The sequence below is a fragment of the Sorangium sp. So ce1504 genome (assembly GCF_051521635.1).
Lineage (GTDB): Bacteria > Myxococcota_A > Polyangia > Polyangiales > Polyangiaceae > Sorangium > Sorangium cellulosum_B.
The window spans coordinates 849,096-866,978 of record NZ_CP150365.1 but is presented as its reverse complement, the minus strand read 5'-3'; the positions used below and the strand labels follow the sequence as shown (position 1 = coordinate 866,978).

Sequence of the window (17,883 nt, the reverse complement as noted above, 5' to 3'; positions counted from 1 at the left end):
GGCGGGGTAGAGCTCCAGCGGGCGGGGTAGAGCTCCAGCGGGAGCGGTAGAGCTTCAGCGGGCGCGGTAGAGCTCCCTCGCGAGCCCCGCCCCCCAGCGGCCGATGGCCCGGAGCGGCAGCGCGCTCACGACCTCGCGGTACACCTCGGGCCGCCGCGCCGCCGTCTCCCGCAAGAACCTCACGAAATCGGCCGGCTGCATCTCGTCGCGCAGCAGCGCCGCGTACGCGTCGTTGCCCATCGCGTGGAGCACGGCGAAGGCCGTGTTGAGGAGCGCGTTCATCTCCCCTGCCCTCGCCCCGCCGGCGGGCTTCGCCATGAGGGCCGCGAGCGCGCCGGTGCCCGAGTGCACCGGCGCGTCGCGCGCCGTGGCCAACGTGCGACGCGCGCCCGGCTCCCGGACCGCCCGCGCCAGATCGGCGGCCGTCGCCGCGAGCTCGCGCACGTTCGCGCCGAAGCCGCAGAACGTCAGCGGGGAGTGCCGCGCCGCCGCGTCCCCCACGAGCCGCACCCGGCGCCCCGGCGCGCGCGGCGCGGCCGACAGCCGCGACCAGCCGGGGATGAACCCGAACGTCGGGCGGACGAGGCGCGCGTCGCCCTCCTTGTAGCGCGAGAGGAGCCGGAAGAACCGCGCGTAGAGCGACAGGAGCGCGCCGGGCCCGACGTCCCCGGAGCGCGCGTAATAGAAGAGGTAGACCGTCGTCTCGCCCGGACGCCCCGGGAACGCCTCCCAGAGGTGCTGCCTGCCCTCCTCGACGTCCTCCGTGGTGGCGAGGATCTCGCCGACGTCCGGCCGGATCCGCCGCTCCCCGTCGCCCTCCGAGAGCCCCGTGAGCACGCCGCCGACGGTCGGGCAGAGGAGGTCCGCGGTCGCGTAGGGGCTCGCCGCGCCGCGCGCGTCGACGAGGAGCCGCGCGGACAGCGCGCGCGGCGCGGCGCCCGGCTGCGCCTCGGCCACGGCGAGCGCGACCGCGTCCGGCCCCTCCGCGTGCCCGAGGAGCGCGTGCCCGTCGAGCAGCGTCACCCCCAGCGCCTCGGCCCGGGCCCGCGCCGCGGCGAGCAGCCCCGCCGCGTCGATGGCGTGGTCGAGCACGCCGCGCACCGGGTACGTCCCGCCGCCGTGCCAGCGGCAGAGCCCCTCGACGTAGCGGGCGATGACGAACCGCTCGATCTCGTCCCTCGCGAAGATCCCCGACGCCGACAGCGCGGCCACCTCGGCCGTCCCGGCGTTCCACTCCCGGTGCGCGGCGCCGATCCGCGCCCTGTCGAGCACCGCGACGCGCAGCCCGGCCGACGCGAGCAGCGGCGCGAGCAGGAGCGACAGCCCGCCGCCCGCGACGACCACGTCGTAATCGGCGGTCGCGCCCCGATCCGGCGGCCGCGGCGAGGGTCCCGGCCGAGGCGCCGGGGCGGCCCGCACCGCGTCGAGGTGCTCGAGGCGCGCGAGCAGCGCCTCGCCGCCCGCCTCGCGCACGCGCCCCCGCGCCGCGTCGATCTCCCGCGCGGCTGAGCCCGGCGCGCCGCCGGCGCTCATCGCGCCGCCTCCAGGAGGAAGCGGACCTCGTCGAGCGGCGGCGCCGCGCTGTGCTCGCGGGCCTCCGCGGGCGCGACGGACCTGCGGAGCAGCGCCCGCAGCACGAGCCACGCCTTGCGGCCCGGCGACACCACGGCGCGCGTCGACACCGAGTCGAAGCCGCGGCGCGCGATGACCCGCCCGATGTCGGCGTAGATGAGCCGCGCCGCCTGGATCGCGGGGCGGCAGTCGCGCGGCAGCATCGGGATGCCGGCGCCTGCGCGGAGGTAGAGCACCTCCGCCTCGGCGAGCAGCCGCGCCACGAGCCGCCCCAGCCGGTCGTCGAACACCGGCCGCGCGAGCCACCCGTCCGGCGCGATCCCGGCCTCCCGCATCCAGGCGAGCGGCAGGTAGATCCGCCCGCGCCGCGCGTCCTCGCCGACGTCGCGCGCGATGTTCGTGAGCTGCATGGCGACGCCCAGGTCGCACGCCCGCGCGAGCGCGTCGGGCCCCCGCGCCCCCATGAGCGTCGACATCGTCGCGCCCACGGTGCCCGCGACGCGCGCCGCGTAGGCGTTCAGGTCCGAGAGCGTCTCGTAGCGGCGCCCCTCCGCGTCCCACGCGAACCCCTCGAGCAGCGCCTCGATGAACGCGCGCGGCAGCCCGTGCTCCGCCATCACGTGGGCGAGCGCGCGATCGACCGGGCTATCGTCCGGCCTGCCCGCCGCGGCGCGCGCGAGCCGCTCCCGCAGCGTCGCGACCGCGGCCGCGGCCGCGGACGGCGGCGCGTGCTCCCCGAGCTCGTCGACCGCGTCGTCGGCGACCCTGCAGAACGCGTAGAACGCCGCCGCCGGCTCCCTCACGCGCGCGGGCAGGAGGAGCGCCGCCGCGGCGAAGCTCTTCGACCCCTTGCGCAGCAGGTCCCTGCACGCGGCGAAGTCCGCCGCCGACGCCTCAGGCGAGCTTCGATGCATCCGGGACCACCCGATCCAGCACGCGGGCCGACGAGAGCACCCCGGGCAGACCGGCGCCCGGGTGCGTGCCTGCCCCGACGAGGTAGAGGCGCTCGACGTCCTCGCTCGCGTTGTGGGGCCGGAAGAAGGCGCTCTGCGCGAGCACCGGCTCCGGCCCGAACGCCGCGCCCCGGAACGACAGCAGCCGGTCCTGGAAGTCCTGCGGCGTGAGGAGCCGCGAGCTCGCGAGCGCGCCCTCGAGCCCCGGCAGGATCGTCGCCTCGAGCAGCGCCGAGATGGAGCGCCGGTACCGCTCCTGGGCCGTGGGCCAGTGGGTGCCGCTGAGCAGGTTCGGCACCGGGGACAGCACGTAGAACGCGTCGCAGCCGGGCGGGGCGAGGGCCGGATCGGTCGCGGTCGGGCGGTGCAGGTACAGGCTGAAGTCGTCGGCGAGCACGTGCTTCTCGAAGATGTCCTCGAGCAGCGGCCTGTACCGCGGGCCGAGGAGGATCGTGTGGTGAGCGACGTCCGGGTACTGCCGGCGCGTGCCGAAGTACCACACGAAGAGGCTCATCGAGTAGCGCTGCCGCTCGATGCGCCGGTCGGTCCAGCGCTTCCGCGCCTCGGGGGGCACGAGGTGCCGGTAGGTCCACGCCGAGTCCGCGTTCGAGACGACGACGTCGGCGGCGAGCCGCTCCCCCGACGCGAGCTCCACGCCCCGGGCGCGGCCGCCCTCCACGGAGATGCGCCGCACCTCGGCGCCGCACCGCACGGAGCCGCCGAGCCCCTCGATGAGCGACACGAGCCCCTTCACCAGCGCGCCCGTGCCGCCGATCGGGAAGTGGACGCCCCAGTTGCGCTCGAGGAACGCGATCAGGCTGTAGATCGAGGTCGTCGAGAACGGGTTCCCGCCCACGAGCAGCGGGTGGAAGCTCAGCACCTGGCGCAGGCGGTCGTCCTTCACGTGCTTCGCGACGAGGCCGTACACCGTGCGATAGCTCTCGAGCCGCACCATGTCCGGCACGATGCGCGCCATGTCCAGCCACGACCCGAACGGCACGTGCGCGAGCTCCTCGAACCCGACGCGGAAGATCGCCTCGCTCCGCCGGACGAAGCGCTCGTACCCCTCGACGTCCCCGGGTGACAGGCGCCCGACCTCGGCGCGCATCGCGGCGGCGTCGCCCGTGTAGTCGAACGTCGCGCCGTCGTGGAACCGGATCCGGTAGAACGGCGTCACGGGCCGCATGTCGATGTCGTCGGCCATGTTCCGGCCGCAGAGCTGCCAGAGCTCTTCCAGGAGGAACGGCGCCGTGATGACGGTCGGCCCCGCGTCGAAGGTGAACCCGTCCTGGCGGTGGACGTACGCGCGCCCACCCGGCTGGTCGAGCTTCTCGACCACCGTGACGTCGTAGCCCCGCACCCCGAGCCGCACGGCCGCCGCGAGGCCCCCGAAGCCGCTGCCGATCACGACGGCGCGCGGCGCGCGCGCTCCACGGAGGACGCCGGGCGCGCGCGCCGCTCGCGGGGGAGCGGCCACCTCGTCGCCCGGCGAGGCGTCGGGCCTCGCCGGATGCGCCGGATCCTGCGCCGAAGCGCTGGTGTTTTGCATGACGCGCAGTATAATGTTTGTCCTAGCCTTTGACAAAGGCGAATGACCAAGGTGAAAGACGTCGGCAGGAGGGGGTCTTTCTGGGCCTCGCTGCCCGCCGTTCCGATGCATCCCGGTGCGCCGGGCCGGCGCGGACGGCCGCGGCTCGGCGGGTCCTAGCAAGGTTTATCCAGTTGAGCCGCTACAGAATCCATGTCGTCTCGGAGATGTGTGGCGTGTCCTCGGCGACGCTGCGCGCGTGGGAGCGCCGTTATGGCGTGCCGTCCCCTGCGCGCACGGCGTCGGCGTATCGCCTGTACAGCGACGACGATGTGGCGGTGATCAAGAAGATGCGCGACCACGTGAACGGCGGGATCGCCGCGGCCGAGGCGGCGCGCATGGTGCTCGAGGCCGCGGGGCCTCGCGCGCCGGTGGGCACGAGCGGCGGCGACGCGTTCGCCGGGGCGAGCGAGCGCATCGTCGACGCCGCGGTCCGGTTCGATCCTGACGGCCTCGAGGCCGAGGTGAACCGGGCCCTCTCGCTCGGCCCGGCGGTGACGATCTTCGAGCGCGCGCTCGGCCCGGCGCTCGAGCGCATCGGCGATCTCTGGCACGCGGGGAAGATCACGGTCGCGCAGGAGCACCTCGCCTCGCAGGTCCTCGGCGCGACGCTGCTGCACCTCTTGCGGCTCGCGCAGCCTGGCGAGAGCGGGCGGCGCGTGCTGCTCGCGGCCTTCGCCGACGAGGATCACGTGCTCGGGCTGTTCGGCATCGGCCTGCGCTTCTGCTCGTGGGGCTTCCGCTCCGTCGTGCTCGGCGCGAGGACGCCGCCCGCCGCGATCGCGCGGGCGGTCGAGGCGCTCGCGCCGGACCTCGTCGCGCTGACGGTCGCGATCCCGCCGCTCCCGCCGTCGGCGCGCGAGCTCATCGACGCCTACGCGGACGCGTGCCGGGGCGTGCCGTGGATCGTGGGCGGCGCGGGCGCCGGGGCGCTCCGGCCCTTCATCGAGGCGCGCGGCGGCCTCGTGGCGGCCGCGGAGGCGGCGGAGATCCGCGCGCAGGTCGAGTCCGCGCTGCACGCGCGGCGGCGCCGCAGGGACGGGCGCTGAGCGCGCGCGCCCCGCCGGCCGGGGCGTTCGCTGCGGTCAGCCCTCGACTTCCTTGCGGAGCAGATCGAGGACCCTGCTCTGCGACTCCGGCTTGAGGGCGCCTTCGGCCGCGAAGAGCACGTGGCCGTTCTTGCCGACCACGACGACGTTGCTGACGCCGCGGCGGAGCTTGTAGGCCGTGCGGAAGGAGCCGTCCCAGTCGCAATAGATGGTCCCGCCGACCTTCCTCGACTCCTCCCGGATGGCGTCCTTCACGAAGCCTCTCGCCGGCCAGAAGTCGTAGGAGCTGACGTCGGCGATCGCGGCGACGGCGATGCCTCGCCGGTAGCGGTCGCCCTTCGTGAGCTTCGCCAGCGCGTCCTTGAGCGCCTGGTTCTGGGTCTTCGAGTCCTTGTCCTCGTAGACGATGAGGATCGGCTTGCCTTGAAGCGCCTTGAGCTGGAGCGCGCGGCCGTCCGCGTCCTCGACGCGCGCGTTCGGCGCCCGGTCCCCCTCCGAGGGCAGCGCCAGCGCGGCGCCCGAGATCAGCGCCAGGGACAGCGCCGCCGCGGAGGAGACCGAGCGGAGGCGGGCGGCAAGGACGCCGCGGCGGCGGGAGGCGGGCGGGCAGGGCTGCATGTCCGGGTTTCTAGCGCTTTCCGGGATGCGCTCCCAGGGATGTTCGAGGTGTTCGAGGCGGCAGGCTCCACCGGGCGCCGGCGTGGCTGGCTCCGCCGACTGCCTGCGCTGGCGTGGCTCGGCCTGCGGGGCGGTAGCCGGCGGGAGGCGCATGGAGCTGCTCTGGGGAGCCGGAGAGGTCGCGCTCGCCCGCCTTTCCCTTCGCTCTGACGAGTCCGGTCGCCATCGCCACTCCCGCCGATCTGCCTCGGGGGGACGACGGCGCGCCGTGCTCTTGACACCCCACGTGCCGTGCAAAGATTGGGCGGTGCGAAGAGACCGGCTCTCGGAGCCAAGGTCCCGTAACGCTACAACAAATCGGCCGTCGCGAGCAGGTTGACGGCGCCGCGGGCGGAGCCCCGGCGCGCGCCGCGCGCGGCGGTCATGGAGGATTGACCATGCTGCACCGAACCACGGATTTCGATCGCGCGTTTGCCATGATGGATGAGCTTCGCCGGCGCCTCGATTGGGTGTTCGAGGAGGCGGACGCGCCCCGCGCGTCGCTCCGAGGCGACTTCGACCAGACGTCCCGGTACGTGGGGGGTCCGCGCGTCTACCTGTTCGACACGGGGAGCGCCCTTGTCGTCAAGGCCGATGTTCCGGGTCTGACGGAGAAGGATGTCCAGATCTCGCTGAATCAGGACGTCCTGACGGTGAGCGGCGAGCGCAAGTCGGATGCGCCGGAGGGCTACCTCGTCCACCGCAGGGAGCGGGGCGGAGTGCGCTTCAGCCGGAGCTTCACGCTGCCGAGCAAGGTCGATCCGGAGAAGACGACCGCCGTGCTGAAGAACGGCGTGCTGACGCTCACGCTGAACAAGGCCGCCGAGGCGCAGCCGCGTCAGATCGCGGTGACGGCTCGCTGAGGGAGCTGAGAGCTGAAGAGCGAACGAAGAGGAGAGCGACGATCCTGCGATGAGCGGATCTGGAGTGTACAGAGGAAGGAGCGATGAACATGAGCACCGATCGCAGCTTGACCCACCGTGCCGAGAGCAACCCCGAGAAGATCCAGCAGCGCCCCGCCGTGGCGCCGGCGGTCGACATCTACGAGAGCGCCGAGGAGCTCCTGGTCGTGGCGGATCTCCCGGGCGTGACGCAGGATCGCCTGGCGGTCCGCGTGGAGAAGGGGGAGCTCACGTTCGAGGGCCGGCGGACCGAGGCGGCCGAGCGGGAGCAGGGCGTCGAAGGCCTGCCGGACTTCCGCCGCAGCTTCGTGGTCCCGCAGGGCATCGATTCCGAGAAGATCTCCGCGGATCTCCGGGCGGGCGTCCTGCGGATCCACCTGCCGAAGAGCGCGTCGCTCAAGCCGCGTCAGATCCCGATCAGCGCGAGCTGAGGCGGTGTGCCAGGTGTCGAGGCACCGTGTCGCCGATCACCGACGGCCCCCTCCGGGGCGGCGTCGGGGCGGCGCGCGGTGCCTTTCGCGCGCTCCGGGGCGCCCTCGGCCGAGGAGCCCCTGTCCTGGCGGCGCGGGTTTCGGCTACGGTTCCCGCGTGCCTCTCCTGCGCCATGCCCTGCCCGCGTTCGCGTCGACCGCGCTGCTCGCCTCCGGCTGCGGCGCGCTGATCGGGCTCGACGAGTTCACCGACGCTCCGGCCACCGCCGGCTCCGGGGGGCGGCGATACGACGCCTTGCAAGGAGGGTGGCTCGCGGGCGTGTTACGAGGGAGCGAGCGAGACCGACGGCGTCGGCGTCTGCGAGCCCGGCACGCAGACGTGCGGCGCGGATGGGCGGTGGGGGGACTGCGAGGAGCAGGTGCTCCCGGGCGAGGAGGACTGCAACGAGAGGGGCGATGAGGACTGCGACGGCGTGGGGTGCAGCGACGTCGCGTGGGCCAGGATGTTTGAGGCGGGGTCCTTCGGTTTGGCGACCTCAGTGGCGATCAGCCCGAAGGGCGATCGGATCGCCATAGCAGGTCTCCACGAGGGCACGATGAACTTCGGGCCGGATGCCACCACGGTCCTGCCGGAGCAAGCCGATGAGAGAGGACTCTTCCTTGCTGTGTTCGACAGCGAGGGGAACCATGTATACAGCATCGCGCTGCCGCGCAGCGGGGACAGCGCTGCTGCCGTGGCGCTGGACGCGGAGAGCAACGTGCTATTCGCGACCAAATACACGAGAACCGTGAACCTCGGCGGCAACGATCTCCCGGCCAGCGGGACCACCGACATGCTTGTCGCCAAGCTCGACGCGAACGGCGGACATGTGTGGAGCAGGCAGTTCGGCGGCCCGCAAGGCCAAACCACACCGATCGACATCGCCGTGACGCTGGACGGCGACCCCGTGATCACCGGGAGCTTCAGCGGAGCCGTGACCTTCGGGGGCTCGGCACTCGAGACCGCGGAGGCGTCGGACACCGACGGCTTCCTGGTGCGATTGAGCGGTGAGGACGGCGGCCATGTCTACAGCGTCCGGATCGGGGACCGATCAAGCGACACCCCGGGGTACCAAACGGGTAAGGGCGTCGGGGTCGATGCGATGGGCCGTGCCGTGGTCGCCGGCACGTTCGAGAACTCGGTTGACTTCGGCGCTGGCCACACCCATGGGTCCGCCAGGATGGGACAGTCCGGCTGGGTGGCCAAGTTCGACGCCGAGGGAGTGCCGCTATGGAATACGACCTTCATCCACGGCGACGGCAGCACGCTCGATATCGCCGACGTTGACGTTGACGCTACGGGAAACGCCGGCATCGTCGGGAGCTTCTCCGGTACGGTCACCTTCCAGGGCACGAACAATGGGGTAGACGTGCCACGCAGGACGACCGGCACGGAGGACGACGACCTGTTCGTCGTGCGCCTGTCGTCGACCGGCGCCCACTCGTGGTCGAAGCAGTTCGGAGATGCAACTGCGCAGATGGGCGGCGAACCACGTCTGGGCGTCGCGCTCGACAGCGAGGGCGAGCTCGTCTTCGCGGGCGGCTTCCGCGGAAAGGTGGATTTCGGTGGCGGAGATCTGACGGCCAGCGACTACGACTGGTTCATCGCCAAATTCGACCCTTCGGGGGCTCACCGGTGGAGTCATCGCTATGGCGGCGCCGCGGCGGCCCAGATGGCAACCTCCGCGGCTATCTATCAGGAGACGCGCGAGATCGTCGTAGCCGGCGTAAGCGACGGCACGATCGACCTGGCGGATCCGCCGCTGATGATGGACAATCTCAGCGTGGTGCTAGCGCGAATGTCGCCGTAGATGCGGCGCCTGATGAGGAGCGCTGTCCCGGACGAAGCAAGATCGAGGTGAGCCGGCGCTGATGTGTGGTGCGCACAGGCTCAAGGATCTCTTATGTGCCGGTGACCGGCCTGCGGGCTGCGCGTGCAGGCTTAAGGCTCTATCAACGCCGCATTGTTGCCGAGGAGCGTCAGTGTCCACTTCGCGTCCTCGCCGCACGCGGTACCCTCCACATGCCGCACCTCGAGGATAAACCAGAGCTCATCGGGATCGGCGAAGCGGTCGTTCCACGTCACGTAAAATGATTCGGGCGTGCCCTGCCCTCTGACGCCGGACGCAAAGCAATTCGGTGCATCAACTTCAATTTCCCCTTGGTAAGCGATCAAATCGAAGTTCATCCCCGGCGGAGACTCGAGCGTGGCACGGAAGTGCTCGGAGCTGGCCTCATCTGCATTGTCGACGATCAGGATCTTGAACCACTTCGACGTGGTCCCCGTCACCGTCATCGAATCAGCCTCGACGTCGCCCGAGATACTACCGAGATCCTCTGCTCCCGTGCAGGTATTGGGCGCCGCATAGTCGCACTCGGCCACCGCTCCCCCGCCGCCGTCGCCTCCGTCACCTTCATTGCTTCCGCCGTCGCCGCCCTCGCCCTCAGCACCGCCGACTCCGGTGGAGCCGACGTTCACGCTTGAGCTCGAGCTCGCGGACAGGTGTTCCCCTCTGGCACCGCCGTCACCGCCGAGTCCGCCTCCGCCGGCCTGCTCCTCGTAATAGCCGGGCAGCAGATCGTCGGTGCCGTTGGCGCACGCGGCGAGGGTGAGAAGGACCGCAGGAACGACAAGCAGCCGGCCGGGCGTGTGCATTGCACGCATTCTATCTGCTCTCGCGACAGCGGTCCAAGGAAGCCACGAGGCAACGTGAGATACCGTAGCGTCGTTCATCACCGCCGGAAACGGCGACAACCGTTCAAGTTGTTTTCATTACTACGGACCTGAATTTCCGCGAATATCGATGAGAACTCGGCCCGAAACGAGGGGCTGGAACGTCCACGATACACATCTGGAACTCGATGCCTCGCGTGCCGCCGTAGAACGAGAATGAAACCGCGCCTCCAGACCCGCCCCGGAGACCCCTCCACGCGAGCGCGGCCCGGACCGGGGCAGGGGCACCGCGCCGCACCGCCGCCGCCGCGCCCCCTCCCCCACCCGCCGGAGCCCGCGCCGTCCCGGCTGGCGCCGGCGCGCTTCCGCGCCGTCCCGCATTTCGATAGTCTCGGCGCCGCTGAAGCCCGCCCTCGACGCCTTGCTCTCCCTGCGCGCGAAGACGCTGCTGGCGATCGCCGCCACGCTGCTCGGGCTCAGCTTTGCCTTGTACGGCGTGTCCTCGAGGGCGCTCCTCGCCAACTCGATGGCCGCCGAGGCGCAGGACACCCGCCGTACCGTGCAGGTGGCGCTCAACCTCTTCCGCCAGGCCAGCAGCGACTTCAACGCGCGCTGGACCGACTGGAGCCAGTGGGATGACGCCTACGCGTTCGTGCAGGACGGCAATCAAGAGTTCGTTCGCTCGAACCTCGTCGCCCAGCTCTTCGACATCGCCCGGATCGATCTCGCGGTCTTCGCCGGCGCCGACGGAACGCCCGTGTACAGCACCGGCTACGACCACGCCACGAAGAGCTGGGCCCCCCTGCCGCGCGGCATCGCCGAGCGGCTCCGCCTCGGCGATCTCCTCTTCGGGCGGGACGCGCCCGGCAGCGCCGTCCGAGGCGGCATCGTCCTCCTCCCGGACGGGCCGATGCTCCTCTGCTCCCAGCCGAGCGTCGGCAGCTCCGGCCGCGGACCGGTCGCCGGCACCGTCACGTTCGGGCGCTTCTTGACCGACGCCGAGATCAAGCGCCTCACCGAGCCCGCCGGCCTCTCGCTCGCCGTGCACCGCCTCGACGATCCCCAGCTGCCCGACGACTTCCGCGAGGCGCGCGCCGCCCTGTCCGACCGCGACCCGATCCTCGTCCACCCGCTCGGCAGCGACCGGATCGCCGGATACACCGTGCTCAACGACATCGACGGCAAGCCGGCGCTGCTCGTGCGCGTGGACAACGACCGGGCCATCCTCAGGATGGGCCATGACACGTTGCGTTATCTCGTGCTCGTGACCGTGGTCGTGGGCCTGGTCTTCGGCGGCGTGACGCTGCTGCTCCTGGAGAAGCTGGTGCTGTACCGGCTCGCCCGCCTCAGCCGGGAGGTCACGGAGATCGGCGGCGTCGGCGACCTCTCGGCGCGGGTCGCGATGCCTGGGACCGACGAGCTGTCGCGCCTCACCGGCTCGATCAACGGCATGCTGTCGGCCCTGGAGGCGAACGCGCGGCGGCAGAGCCAGCAGAAGGCGGCGCTCGAGCAGGCGAAGGCGGCGGCCGAGCAAGCTCATGAGCGCTCGGACCGGCTCCTCCTCAACATCCTGCCGAGGACGATCGCCGATCAGCTGAAGGAGCACGAGCAGCTCATCGCCGAGCACTTCGAGGAAGTGACCGTCCTCTTCGCGGACATCGCGGGCTTCACCCCGCTCGCTGCGCGGCTCCCTCCGGCGGAGCTCGTCGGCCTGCTCAACCGGATGTTCTCCTCGTTCGATCAGCTCGCCGAGCAGCACGGCCTGGAGAAGATCAAGACCATAGGAGACGCCTATATGGTCGTCGGCGGGCTGCCGGCGCAGCGCCCCGATCACGCGAGGGCCATCGCGCGGATGGCGATCGCCATGACGCACACCGTGCGCCAGTTCGTCAGCGACGACGGCGAGCCGTTCCAGCTCAGGATCGGCATCAACACCGGGCCTGTCATCGCCGGCGTGATCGGCAAGAAGAAGTTCAGCTACGATCTCTGGGGCGACGCGGTGAACGTGGCGAGCCGCATGGAGTCGAGCGGAGAGCCCGGCCGGATCCAGGTGAGCGAGGCGAGCTATTCCCTGCTCGCGCGAGATTTCCTCCTCGAGGAGCGGGGCCTCGTGGCGATCAAGGGCAAGGGCGCGATGAAGACCTATTGGCTCATCGGCGAGAACACACCGCAGTAGCGCGGCGCGCCGGCGCTCGTTCGCGCTCGTCAGCCCACGATTGACGCGCCCCGGCCGATTGACAAGGCCAGGCGGGCGTGCAATGGCTGCCCGCCCGATGTCAGACCAGGAGCGACGCGCCCTCATGGACAAGCAGGCCCCGAACGAGACGACGCTTCCCGTCACCGTCCGCGAACCGGGCCCCGGAGAGGACCGCGACGAGCTCGTGCGCCTCCTCTTCGGCGACGCCACGGCGTCGGCCAGGCGGCCCGAGGAGTACGAGGCGCGTTATCCCCGGCGCGCGCTGCCCAAAGGCGCGATGGTCACCCGCTACGCGCCGAGCCCGACCGGGTTCATGCACATTGGCGGCATCTTCGTGTCGCTCATCAACAAGCGGCTGTCGCTCCAGAGCGAGGGCGTCTTCTACCTCCGCCTCGAGGACACCGACGTGAAGCGCGCCATCCCCGGCGCGCTCGACACCATCGTCGACTCCCTCGCGCGCTTCGATCTCTCCCCTCAGGAGGGCGTGCTCCGCGAACCGGCGAAGGACGGAGACGCGTCGTCGCGAGGCGAGTTCGTGCAGCAGGGCAGCTATGGCCCCTATATCCAGACGGAGCGGGTCGAGATCTACAGGGATTACGCGATCGATCTCATCCGCCGCGGCTTCGCCTATCCCTGCTTCTGCACGGTCGAGGAGCTCGACGCCATCCGGCAGGAGCAGATGGCCCTCACGGTGAAGCCCGGGGTCCACGGCCGGTGGGCGAAGTGGCGCGACGCGCCGCTCGCCCGGGTGAAGGAGGCGCTCGCGGGCGGCACCCCGTTCGTGCTGCGGCTGCGCGCCCCGGACGACGTCTCCGGCCGCGTCGAGTGGAAGGACGGCGTGAAGGGCGTCATCTCGATGCCCGTCAACGATCTCGACACCATCCTCCTCAAGTCGGACGGCATCCCGACGTACCACTTCGCCCACGCGATCGACGATCACCTGATGCGCACGACGCACGTGATCCGAGGCGACGAGTGGATCTCGTCGATGCCGCTCCACCTGCAGCTCTTCCGCACCCTCGGCTTCAGGCCGGTCGAGTACGCCCACGTCCCGCCGATCCAGAAGCTCGATCGCGTGGAAGAGGTCGACCCGGAGACGGGCGAGACGAAGGTATCGGACGCGCGGCGCAAGCTGAGCAAGCGCAAGGACCCCGAGGCGAACATCGCGTATTACCGGGAGATCGGCGTCCCCGAGACAGGCACCATCGAGTACCTCCTCAACATCGCCAACTCCGCGTTCGAGGACTGGCGCAAGGCGAACCCCGACAAGCCCTATTCCGCCTTCCCCCTCAAGCTCAACAAGCTCGCCCCCGGCGGCGCGCTGAGCGACATGGTGAAGCTGAAGAGCGTGAGCCAGGCGGTCGTGAGCCGGATGAGCGCCGAGGAGGTCTATACCCAGGGCCTCGACTGGGCCAGGGAGCACGACAAGGAGCTCGCCGCGCTGATGGAGCGAGATCCGGAGTACACGAAGCGCGCGCTCGGCATCGAGCGCGGCGGCAAGAAGTCGAACAAGCGCATCACCACCTGGCCCGACCTGCGGCCCCAGCTCTTCTTCTTCTACGACGAGCTCTACGACCGCGTCGACGCGCTCGATTTCCCCGAGAACGTCCCGGAGGGCGATCGCCAGCCGCTGCTCCGGCAGATGCTCGACACGTTCGACCCGGCCGACTCGAAGGAGGCGTGGTTCGAGAAGATCCGGCAGATCGCGGTGGCCTCGGGCTACGCAGGCGAGGTGAAGCAGTACAAGGCCTCTCCCGAGTCGTGGAAGGGCCATGTCGGCGACGTCTCGATGCTCCTCCGGGTCGCGGTCTGCGGGACGAGGAACAGCCCTGATCTGACCGAGGTCATGGCGGTGCTGGGCGAGCCGCGCGTGCGGGCGCGCATCGCGCGCTTCCTCTGAGGCGCGGCGTGACGCGCCCGCGGGCCGCGCGACGAGGGCGCGGCCGGCAGCGGCAGGAGGAAGAGCGATGAGCGAGGTGTGCCGGTTCGCCCCGTCGACCACCGGGCCCGCCCACCTCGGCACGCTCGCCGCGGCGCTGCTCTCCTGGCTGGACGCGCGGTCGCGGGGCGCGCGGCTGCTCCTCCGGCTGGAGGACCTCGATCCCGACCGGTGCCGGCCCGAGTTCGCGCGCGCGATCGAGGAGGATCTCGCGTGGCTCGGGCTCGATTTCGACGAGCGCGTCGAGCAGCACGCGCGGAGGGCGCACCACGAGGCGGCGATGGACCGGCTCGAGGCGCTCGGCGCGCTGTACCCCTGCTCCGCGACGCGCGAGGAGGTGCGCGCGATCGGCCGGCGCGCCCCGGACGGCGGCTTCGCCTACGACAACCGCGCGCGCGGCCGCGCGCTGCCGCCCGGCGGGTGGCGCGCGAGCGTGGAGCCGATCCGGGCGCATCTGCCGGACGGCGTGTTCCGGCCCCTGGACGAGGGCGGGCTCGACCTGTCGCAGGAGCCCGCGCTCGCGATGGGCGATCCCGTGGTTCGCCGGCGCGACGGTGCCTTCTCCTACCAGCTGGCCGTGGTGGTCGACGACGGCGCGGCGGGCGTCACGCGCGTCGTCCGGGGGCGCGACATCGCGCCGAGCACCGCCACGCAGGCGGCGCTCCAGGCGCTGCTCGGGCTGCCAGCGCCGGTCTACCGGCACCACCTGCTCCTCCTGGAGGAGCGCGGCGGCAAGCTGGCGAAGACGCACGGCGCGGCGCGCGGGGCGGCGCTCGCCCGGAGCGCGCCCGCGCTCACCGGCGCGCTCGCCTGCTGCGTCGGCCTGCGGGATCACCCCGATCCGTGCACGCCGACGGAGCTGCTCCGCGAGTTCGACTGGTCGCGCGTCGCGACCGCAGACCGCGTCGTGAGCCTCCGCGACGGCTCGCTCACGCTGACGGCGAGCGGGCCCTGAGCGGCGCGTAGATCAGGCGGGCAGCGGCGAGACGGCGCGTCCCAGCATCGGGAGCCACGTGAGGATCGCGTTCGGCCGCGGGAAATCGTCGTCGTCGTCGTCGTCGCGCCGGCCATCACGCCCACGGCGGGAGCGGCTGCCAAACAGCGTCCAGGCGCGCCACGCCTGCTCGGCGAGGTCGCGCGCCCGTCCCGACGAAGTGTCATGTCCAAGGAGCATCATGTGTGGCTGCCGCTTACCACAGGTCCAAGTCGGCGCGCCAGTGTTCCACGCCGAGGCCACGCGAACGTGACCGTCCCGATGACCGGCCGTGGTGCCCGGACCGTCCCTGCTCTCCCTCACAGTGCCCGGGATGCAACCCCTCCACGGCGCGCGGGGTGCAGCGACCTGGCGCTCGATCTCCCGGCCCGTAACCGCAGCATCGCAGCCTGGCGACCCTCGCTGGAATGCGCCATGAACGTCGCCCGGACTCGTTCATGGCCACCGCCCCCGCCGCCCTGAAGCCGTCGTCGCCCTTCGCCGCCTTCACATCGCGCGATTTTTGCGTCTACGCGGCGGCCCGCCTTCTGGCCACGGTGGCCTACCAGATGCAATCGGTCGCCGTGGGGTATCAGATCTACGACCTCACGCGAGATCCGCTCGCGCTCGGTTATGTGGGGCTCGCCCAGTTCCTCCCTGTCGCGGGGCTGTCCCTCGCGTCGGGGCACGCGGCGGATCGCTTCGATCGGCGGCGGATCCTCGTCCTTTGCTACCTCACCTCGGCGCTCGCGGCGCTCGCGCTCTTCTTCCTCGCGCGCTCGCCGAGCCCGAATTTGCCGGCGATTTACGGGGTCCTCGTGCTCCTCGGCACGGTGCGCGCCTTCCAGGGGCCGGCCGGCTCGGCGCTCCTGCCCACGCTCGTGCCGACGGAGCACTTCCAGAACGCGGTGACGTGGCAATCGACGCTCTGGCAGGTCGGCGCCATCGGCGGGCCAAGCCTGGGCGGGCTGCTCTACGCGCTCTGGAAGGCGCCTGCGCCCGTGTACCTGAGCGCGAGCCTCGCGCTCGCCGCGGCGTGCGCCGGGCCCCTGGCCGTGCGGGCGCCCGCCGGCCGCCTGGAGAGGAAGCCGCCGTCGCTCGCCACGGCGCTCGCCGGGCTGCGCTACGTCTACCGGAAGAAGGTCCTCCTCGCGTCGATCTCGCTCGACTTCGCGGCCGTCTTCCTGGGCGGCGCGGTCGCGCTGCTGCCCATCTACGCGACCGACGTGCTCGGGGTCGGCCCGCAGGGGTTCGGCTTCCTGCGCGCCGCGCCGGCCGTCGGGGCCGGGCTCATGGCCGTGGTCCTCGCCTTCCGGCCCATCACGCGGCGCGCCGGGCCGAGGATGCTCCTCTGCGTCGCGCTCTTCGGGCTCGCCGCGGTGGTGTTCGGCCTGTCGCGGAGCTTCCCCCTCTCGCTCGTCGCGCTCACCGTGATGGGCGCCGCCGACATGGTGAGCGTCGTCGTGCGGATGACGCTGGAGCAGCTCGCCACGCCGCCCGAGATGCGCGGCCGCGTGAGCGCGGTCAACATGGTGTTCGTCGGCGCCTCGAACGAGCTCGGAGAGCTCGAGTCGGGCACCCTCGCGAGGCTCATCGGGACGGTGCCCACCGTGGTGTTCGGCGGCCTCGGGACGATCGCGGTCGTGCTGCTCTGGGCATGGCTGTTCCCCGAGCTGCGCGCGGTCGACCGGCTCGAAGACACGCGCGCGACCTCCGAAGAAGACGCCGCCGAGAAGGCCTGACGCGCGCCTCGCGTCGAGCGCGCGCGCAGCACATCACCGCTCCCAGCCCGGTGAGGGCCAGTCGCTCTCTCGAGGACTGGAGAGGGCCACTCCATTCGTGAGCCCCGCGGCGAGAGCGCGAGACAACTCGGCGCGAATTTGACCGCGAGCACACCCGCAATCTCGCGAAGCCGAGCGCAACAAACGCAACAAACGCAACAAACGCAACAAACGTAACTGAACACAACCGAACACAACCGAACACAAATCCAGTGCGAGCCAGTGCGAAAACGATTGCGCACCACGTACGACGCACCGCTTCCCAGATCATTCGCAATTTGACGAGGACGTTATAATGCACACTGAGCGGCACGCCATCATACAACGCACGACGACAATCCCAGCCAGGCTGTCCGAATTGCTTGACACAGAGGTAGCCCATGACCTTACATGTCTTATGGATACGATTATCGCGTGGGCTGTTGGTATCATGATGACATGGGCCCCGCCTGGGAAGAGCTTCATCAAGGACGCGGTCGAGACGCCCGAGGAAGGCCGCGCGCGCTACCACGAGATCGCGCGCGCGGCGGCGAAGGTTGCCTATGATCCCGCATTGAAGCCGCTCTTCGGCGGCCCGCGCGGTCGAGCCGAGACGATGGCGCTGCTCTTATCGATCGCGTATTTCGAGAGCGGTTACCGTCGCGACGTGGACCTCGGGCTCGGGAAGCTCGCGCGCGGCTCGGGGCTCGACTCCTGTCTGCTCCAGGTCCGCGTCGGCGCCGGCAAGACCCGGGAGGGGTGGTCGCACGAGGATCTCGTCGGGGATCGAGAGAAATGCTTTCGCGCGGGACTCGCGCTGATCAAGGGATCCTTCGGGGCGTGCCGCAAGCAGGAGCCGCGCGACCGGCTCAGCGCATACACGCGCGGCAGGTGCATCGACAACGACAAGCATTCGAGGGCGCGTATTGGACGCGCGCTGAATGTGCCGCGCGCGCCGATGACGGACGCGGCGGTGCTCGCCGCAATGCCCGGGCGCGCCCCCCTCCCCGCCGCGCCGCCGAGCGCGCCGTCCGCGACCGGAGCGGCCAGGACGGTCGCACCAGTCGGAACCGCCGGAAACGACAGCTAACGCGGCGAGGAATGAGGGGGATTGGCCAGCGCGCGAGCGCGTTGCGATCGCCCCGCGCA

The 17,883-nt window shown here is 71.2% G+C and carries 15 protein-coding genes; 9 read left to right on the top strand and 6 right to left on the bottom strand.

What is annotated here, in order from left to right:
- Positions 1 to 54: 54 nt before the first annotated feature.
- The 3 genes from WMF39_RS03240 to crtI are packed head-to-tail and all read right to left on the bottom strand — an operon-like array spanning position 55 to position 4,074.
- Positions 55 to 1,533, bottom strand: coding sequence for a lycopene cyclase (locus WMF39_RS03240; RefSeq protein ID WP_437744086.1), 1,479 nt, complete (start codon positions 1,531 to 1,533; stop codon positions 55 to 57).
- Positions 1,530 to 2,486, bottom strand: a complete 957-nt coding sequence (locus WMF39_RS03235) for a phytoene/squalene synthase family protein (protein ID WP_437744085.1) — start codon at positions 2,484 to 2,486, stop codon at positions 1,530 to 1,532. Before WMF39_RS03235 ends, WMF39_RS03240 begins: the two co-directional genes overlap by 4 nt.
- Positions 2,467 to 4,074: a phytoene desaturase family protein gene (gene crtI / locus WMF39_RS03230; protein ID WP_437744084.1), complete on the bottom strand. Its 1,608-nt coding sequence runs from the start codon at positions 4,072 to 4,074 to the stop codon at positions 2,467 to 2,469. Before crtI ends, WMF39_RS03235 begins: the two co-directional genes overlap by 20 nt.
- Positions 4,075 to 4,247: 173 nt before the next feature.
- Between crtI and WMF39_RS03225 the strand changes: the two genes are divergently transcribed.
- Positions 4,248 to 5,162: a MerR family transcriptional regulator gene (locus tag WMF39_RS03225; protein ID WP_437744083.1), complete on the top strand. Its 915-nt coding sequence runs from the start codon at positions 4,248 to 4,250 to the stop codon at positions 5,160 to 5,162.
- A gap of 36 nt (positions 5,163 to 5,198) precedes the next feature.
- On the opposite strand, the gene WMF39_RS03220 is transcribed toward WMF39_RS03225, so the two are convergent.
- The gene (locus WMF39_RS03220; protein ID WP_437744082.1) at positions 5,199 to 5,780 is read right to left on the bottom strand and encodes a YtfJ family protein; all 582 of its coding nucleotides are present in this window, start codon (positions 5,778 to 5,780) and stop codon (positions 5,199 to 5,201) included.
- Between the two features lie 437 nt (positions 5,781 to 6,217).
- On the opposite strand from WMF39_RS03220, the gene WMF39_RS03215 reads away from it, so the two are divergent.
- The 3 genes from WMF39_RS03215 to WMF39_RS03205 all read left to right on the top strand — a co-directional run bounded on the left by WMF39_RS03215 (position 6,218) and on the right by WMF39_RS03205 (position 9,002).
- The gene (locus tag WMF39_RS03215; protein ID WP_437744081.1) at positions 6,218 to 6,682 is read left to right on the top strand and encodes an Hsp20/alpha crystallin family protein; all 465 of its coding nucleotides are present in this window, start codon (positions 6,218 to 6,220) and stop codon (positions 6,680 to 6,682) included.
- A gap of 89 nt (positions 6,683 to 6,771) precedes the next feature.
- Positions 6,772 to 7,152 (top strand): Hsp20/alpha crystallin family protein, encoded by a 381-nt coding sequence (locus tag WMF39_RS03210; protein WP_044967738.1) that lies wholly within the window; start codon positions 6,772 to 6,774, stop codon positions 7,150 to 7,152.
- A 596-nt stretch (positions 7,153 to 7,748) separates the two neighbouring features.
- The gene (locus WMF39_RS03205; RefSeq protein ID WP_437744080.1) at positions 7,749 to 9,002 is read left to right on the top strand and encodes a hypothetical protein; all 1,254 of its coding nucleotides are present in this window, start codon (positions 7,749 to 7,751) and stop codon (positions 9,000 to 9,002) included.
- Positions 9,003 to 9,133: 131 nt separating this feature from the next.
- On the opposite strand, the gene WMF39_RS03200 is transcribed toward WMF39_RS03205, so the two are convergent.
- Positions 9,134 to 9,847, bottom strand: coding sequence for a hypothetical protein (locus WMF39_RS03200; RefSeq protein ID WP_437744079.1), 714 nt, complete (start codon positions 9,845 to 9,847; stop codon positions 9,134 to 9,136).
- 439 nt (positions 9,848 to 10,286) lie between these two features.
- Here WMF39_RS03200 and WMF39_RS03195 point away from each other — a divergent pair, with 439 nt between their 5' ends.
- The 3 genes from WMF39_RS03195 to WMF39_RS03185 all read left to right on the top strand — a co-directional run bounded on the left by WMF39_RS03195 (position 10,287) and on the right by WMF39_RS03185 (position 14,956).
- Positions 10,287 to 12,041, top strand: coding sequence for an adenylate/guanylate cyclase domain-containing protein (locus WMF39_RS03195; protein WP_437744078.1), 1,755 nt, complete (start codon positions 10,287 to 10,289; stop codon positions 12,039 to 12,041).
- A 124-nt stretch (positions 12,042 to 12,165) separates the two neighbouring features.
- Positions 12,166 to 13,962, top strand: coding sequence for a glutamate--tRNA ligase (locus WMF39_RS03190; RefSeq protein WP_437744077.1), 1,797 nt, complete (start codon positions 12,166 to 12,168; stop codon positions 13,960 to 13,962).
- 67 nt (positions 13,963 to 14,029) lie between these two features.
- Positions 14,030 to 14,956, top strand: coding sequence for a glutamate--tRNA ligase family protein (locus WMF39_RS03185; RefSeq protein WP_437744076.1), 927 nt, complete (start codon positions 14,030 to 14,032; stop codon positions 14,954 to 14,956).
- Between the two features lie 12 nt (positions 14,957 to 14,968).
- Here the strand turns inward: WMF39_RS03185 and WMF39_RS03180 are convergent, their stop codons facing one another.
- Positions 14,969 to 15,178 carry a hypothetical protein gene (locus tag WMF39_RS03180; protein WP_437549338.1) on the bottom strand — a complete coding sequence of 70 codons (210 nt, stop codon included), beginning with the start codon at positions 15,176 to 15,178 and terminating at the stop codon, positions 14,969 to 14,971.
- Positions 15,179 to 15,432: 254 nt separating this feature from the next.
- Between WMF39_RS03180 and WMF39_RS03175 the strand changes: the two genes are divergently transcribed.
- Positions 15,433 to 16,716, top strand: a complete 1,284-nt coding sequence (locus WMF39_RS03175; protein WP_437744075.1) for an MFS transporter — start codon at positions 15,433 to 15,435, stop codon at positions 16,714 to 16,716.
- 334 nt (positions 16,717 to 17,050) lie between these two features.
- On the top strand, positions 17,051 to 17,824 hold the full coding sequence (locus tag WMF39_RS03170) for a hypothetical protein (protein ID WP_437744074.1): 774 nt from the start codon (positions 17,051 to 17,053) through the stop codon (positions 17,822 to 17,824).
- Positions 17,825 to 17,883 lie beyond the last annotated feature (59 nt).

Coding starts and splice junctions, on each gene's coding strand:
- WMF39_RS03240 (WP_437744086.1), bottom strand. CDS start 1,533: ATGAGCGCCGGCGGCGCGCCGGGCTCAGCCGCGCGGGAGATCGACGCG.
- WMF39_RS03235 (WP_437744085.1), bottom strand. CDS start 2,486: ATGCATCGAAGCTCGCCTGAGGCGTCGGCGGCGGACTTCGCCGCGTGC.
- crtI (WP_437744084.1), bottom strand. CDS start 4,074: ATGCAAAACACCAGCGCTTCGGCGCAGGATCCGGCGCATCCGGCGAGG.
- WMF39_RS03220 (WP_437744082.1), bottom strand. CDS start 5,780: ATGCAGCCCTGCCCGCCCGCCTCCCGCCGCCGCGGCGTCCTTGCCGCC.
- WMF39_RS03215 (WP_437744081.1), top strand. CDS start 6,218: ATGCTGCACCGAACCACGGATTTCGATCGCGCGTTTGCCATGATGGAT.
- WMF39_RS03210 (WP_044967738.1), top strand. CDS start 6,772: ATGAGCACCGATCGCAGCTTGACCCACCGTGCCGAGAGCAACCCCGAG.
- WMF39_RS03205 (WP_437744080.1), top strand. CDS start 7,749: ATGAACTTCGGGCCGGATGCCACCACGGTCCTGCCGGAGCAAGCCGAT.
- WMF39_RS03200 (WP_437744079.1), bottom strand. CDS start 9,847: ATGCACACGCCCGGCCGGCTGCTTGTCGTTCCTGCGGTCCTTCTCACC.
- WMF39_RS03190 (WP_437744077.1), top strand. CDS start 12,166: ATGGACAAGCAGGCCCCGAACGAGACGACGCTTCCCGTCACCGTCCGC.
- WMF39_RS03185 (WP_437744076.1), top strand. CDS start 14,030: ATGAGCGAGGTGTGCCGGTTCGCCCCGTCGACCACCGGGCCCGCCCAC.
- WMF39_RS03180 (WP_437549338.1), bottom strand. CDS start 15,178: ATGATGCTCCTTGGACATGACACTTCGTCGGGACGGGCGCGCGACCTC.
- WMF39_RS03175 (WP_437744075.1), top strand. CDS start 15,433: ATGGCCACCGCCCCCGCCGCCCTGAAGCCGTCGTCGCCCTTCGCCGCC.
- WMF39_RS03170 (WP_437744074.1), top strand. CDS start 17,051: ATGCACACTGAGCGGCACGCCATCATACAACGCACGACGACAATCCCA.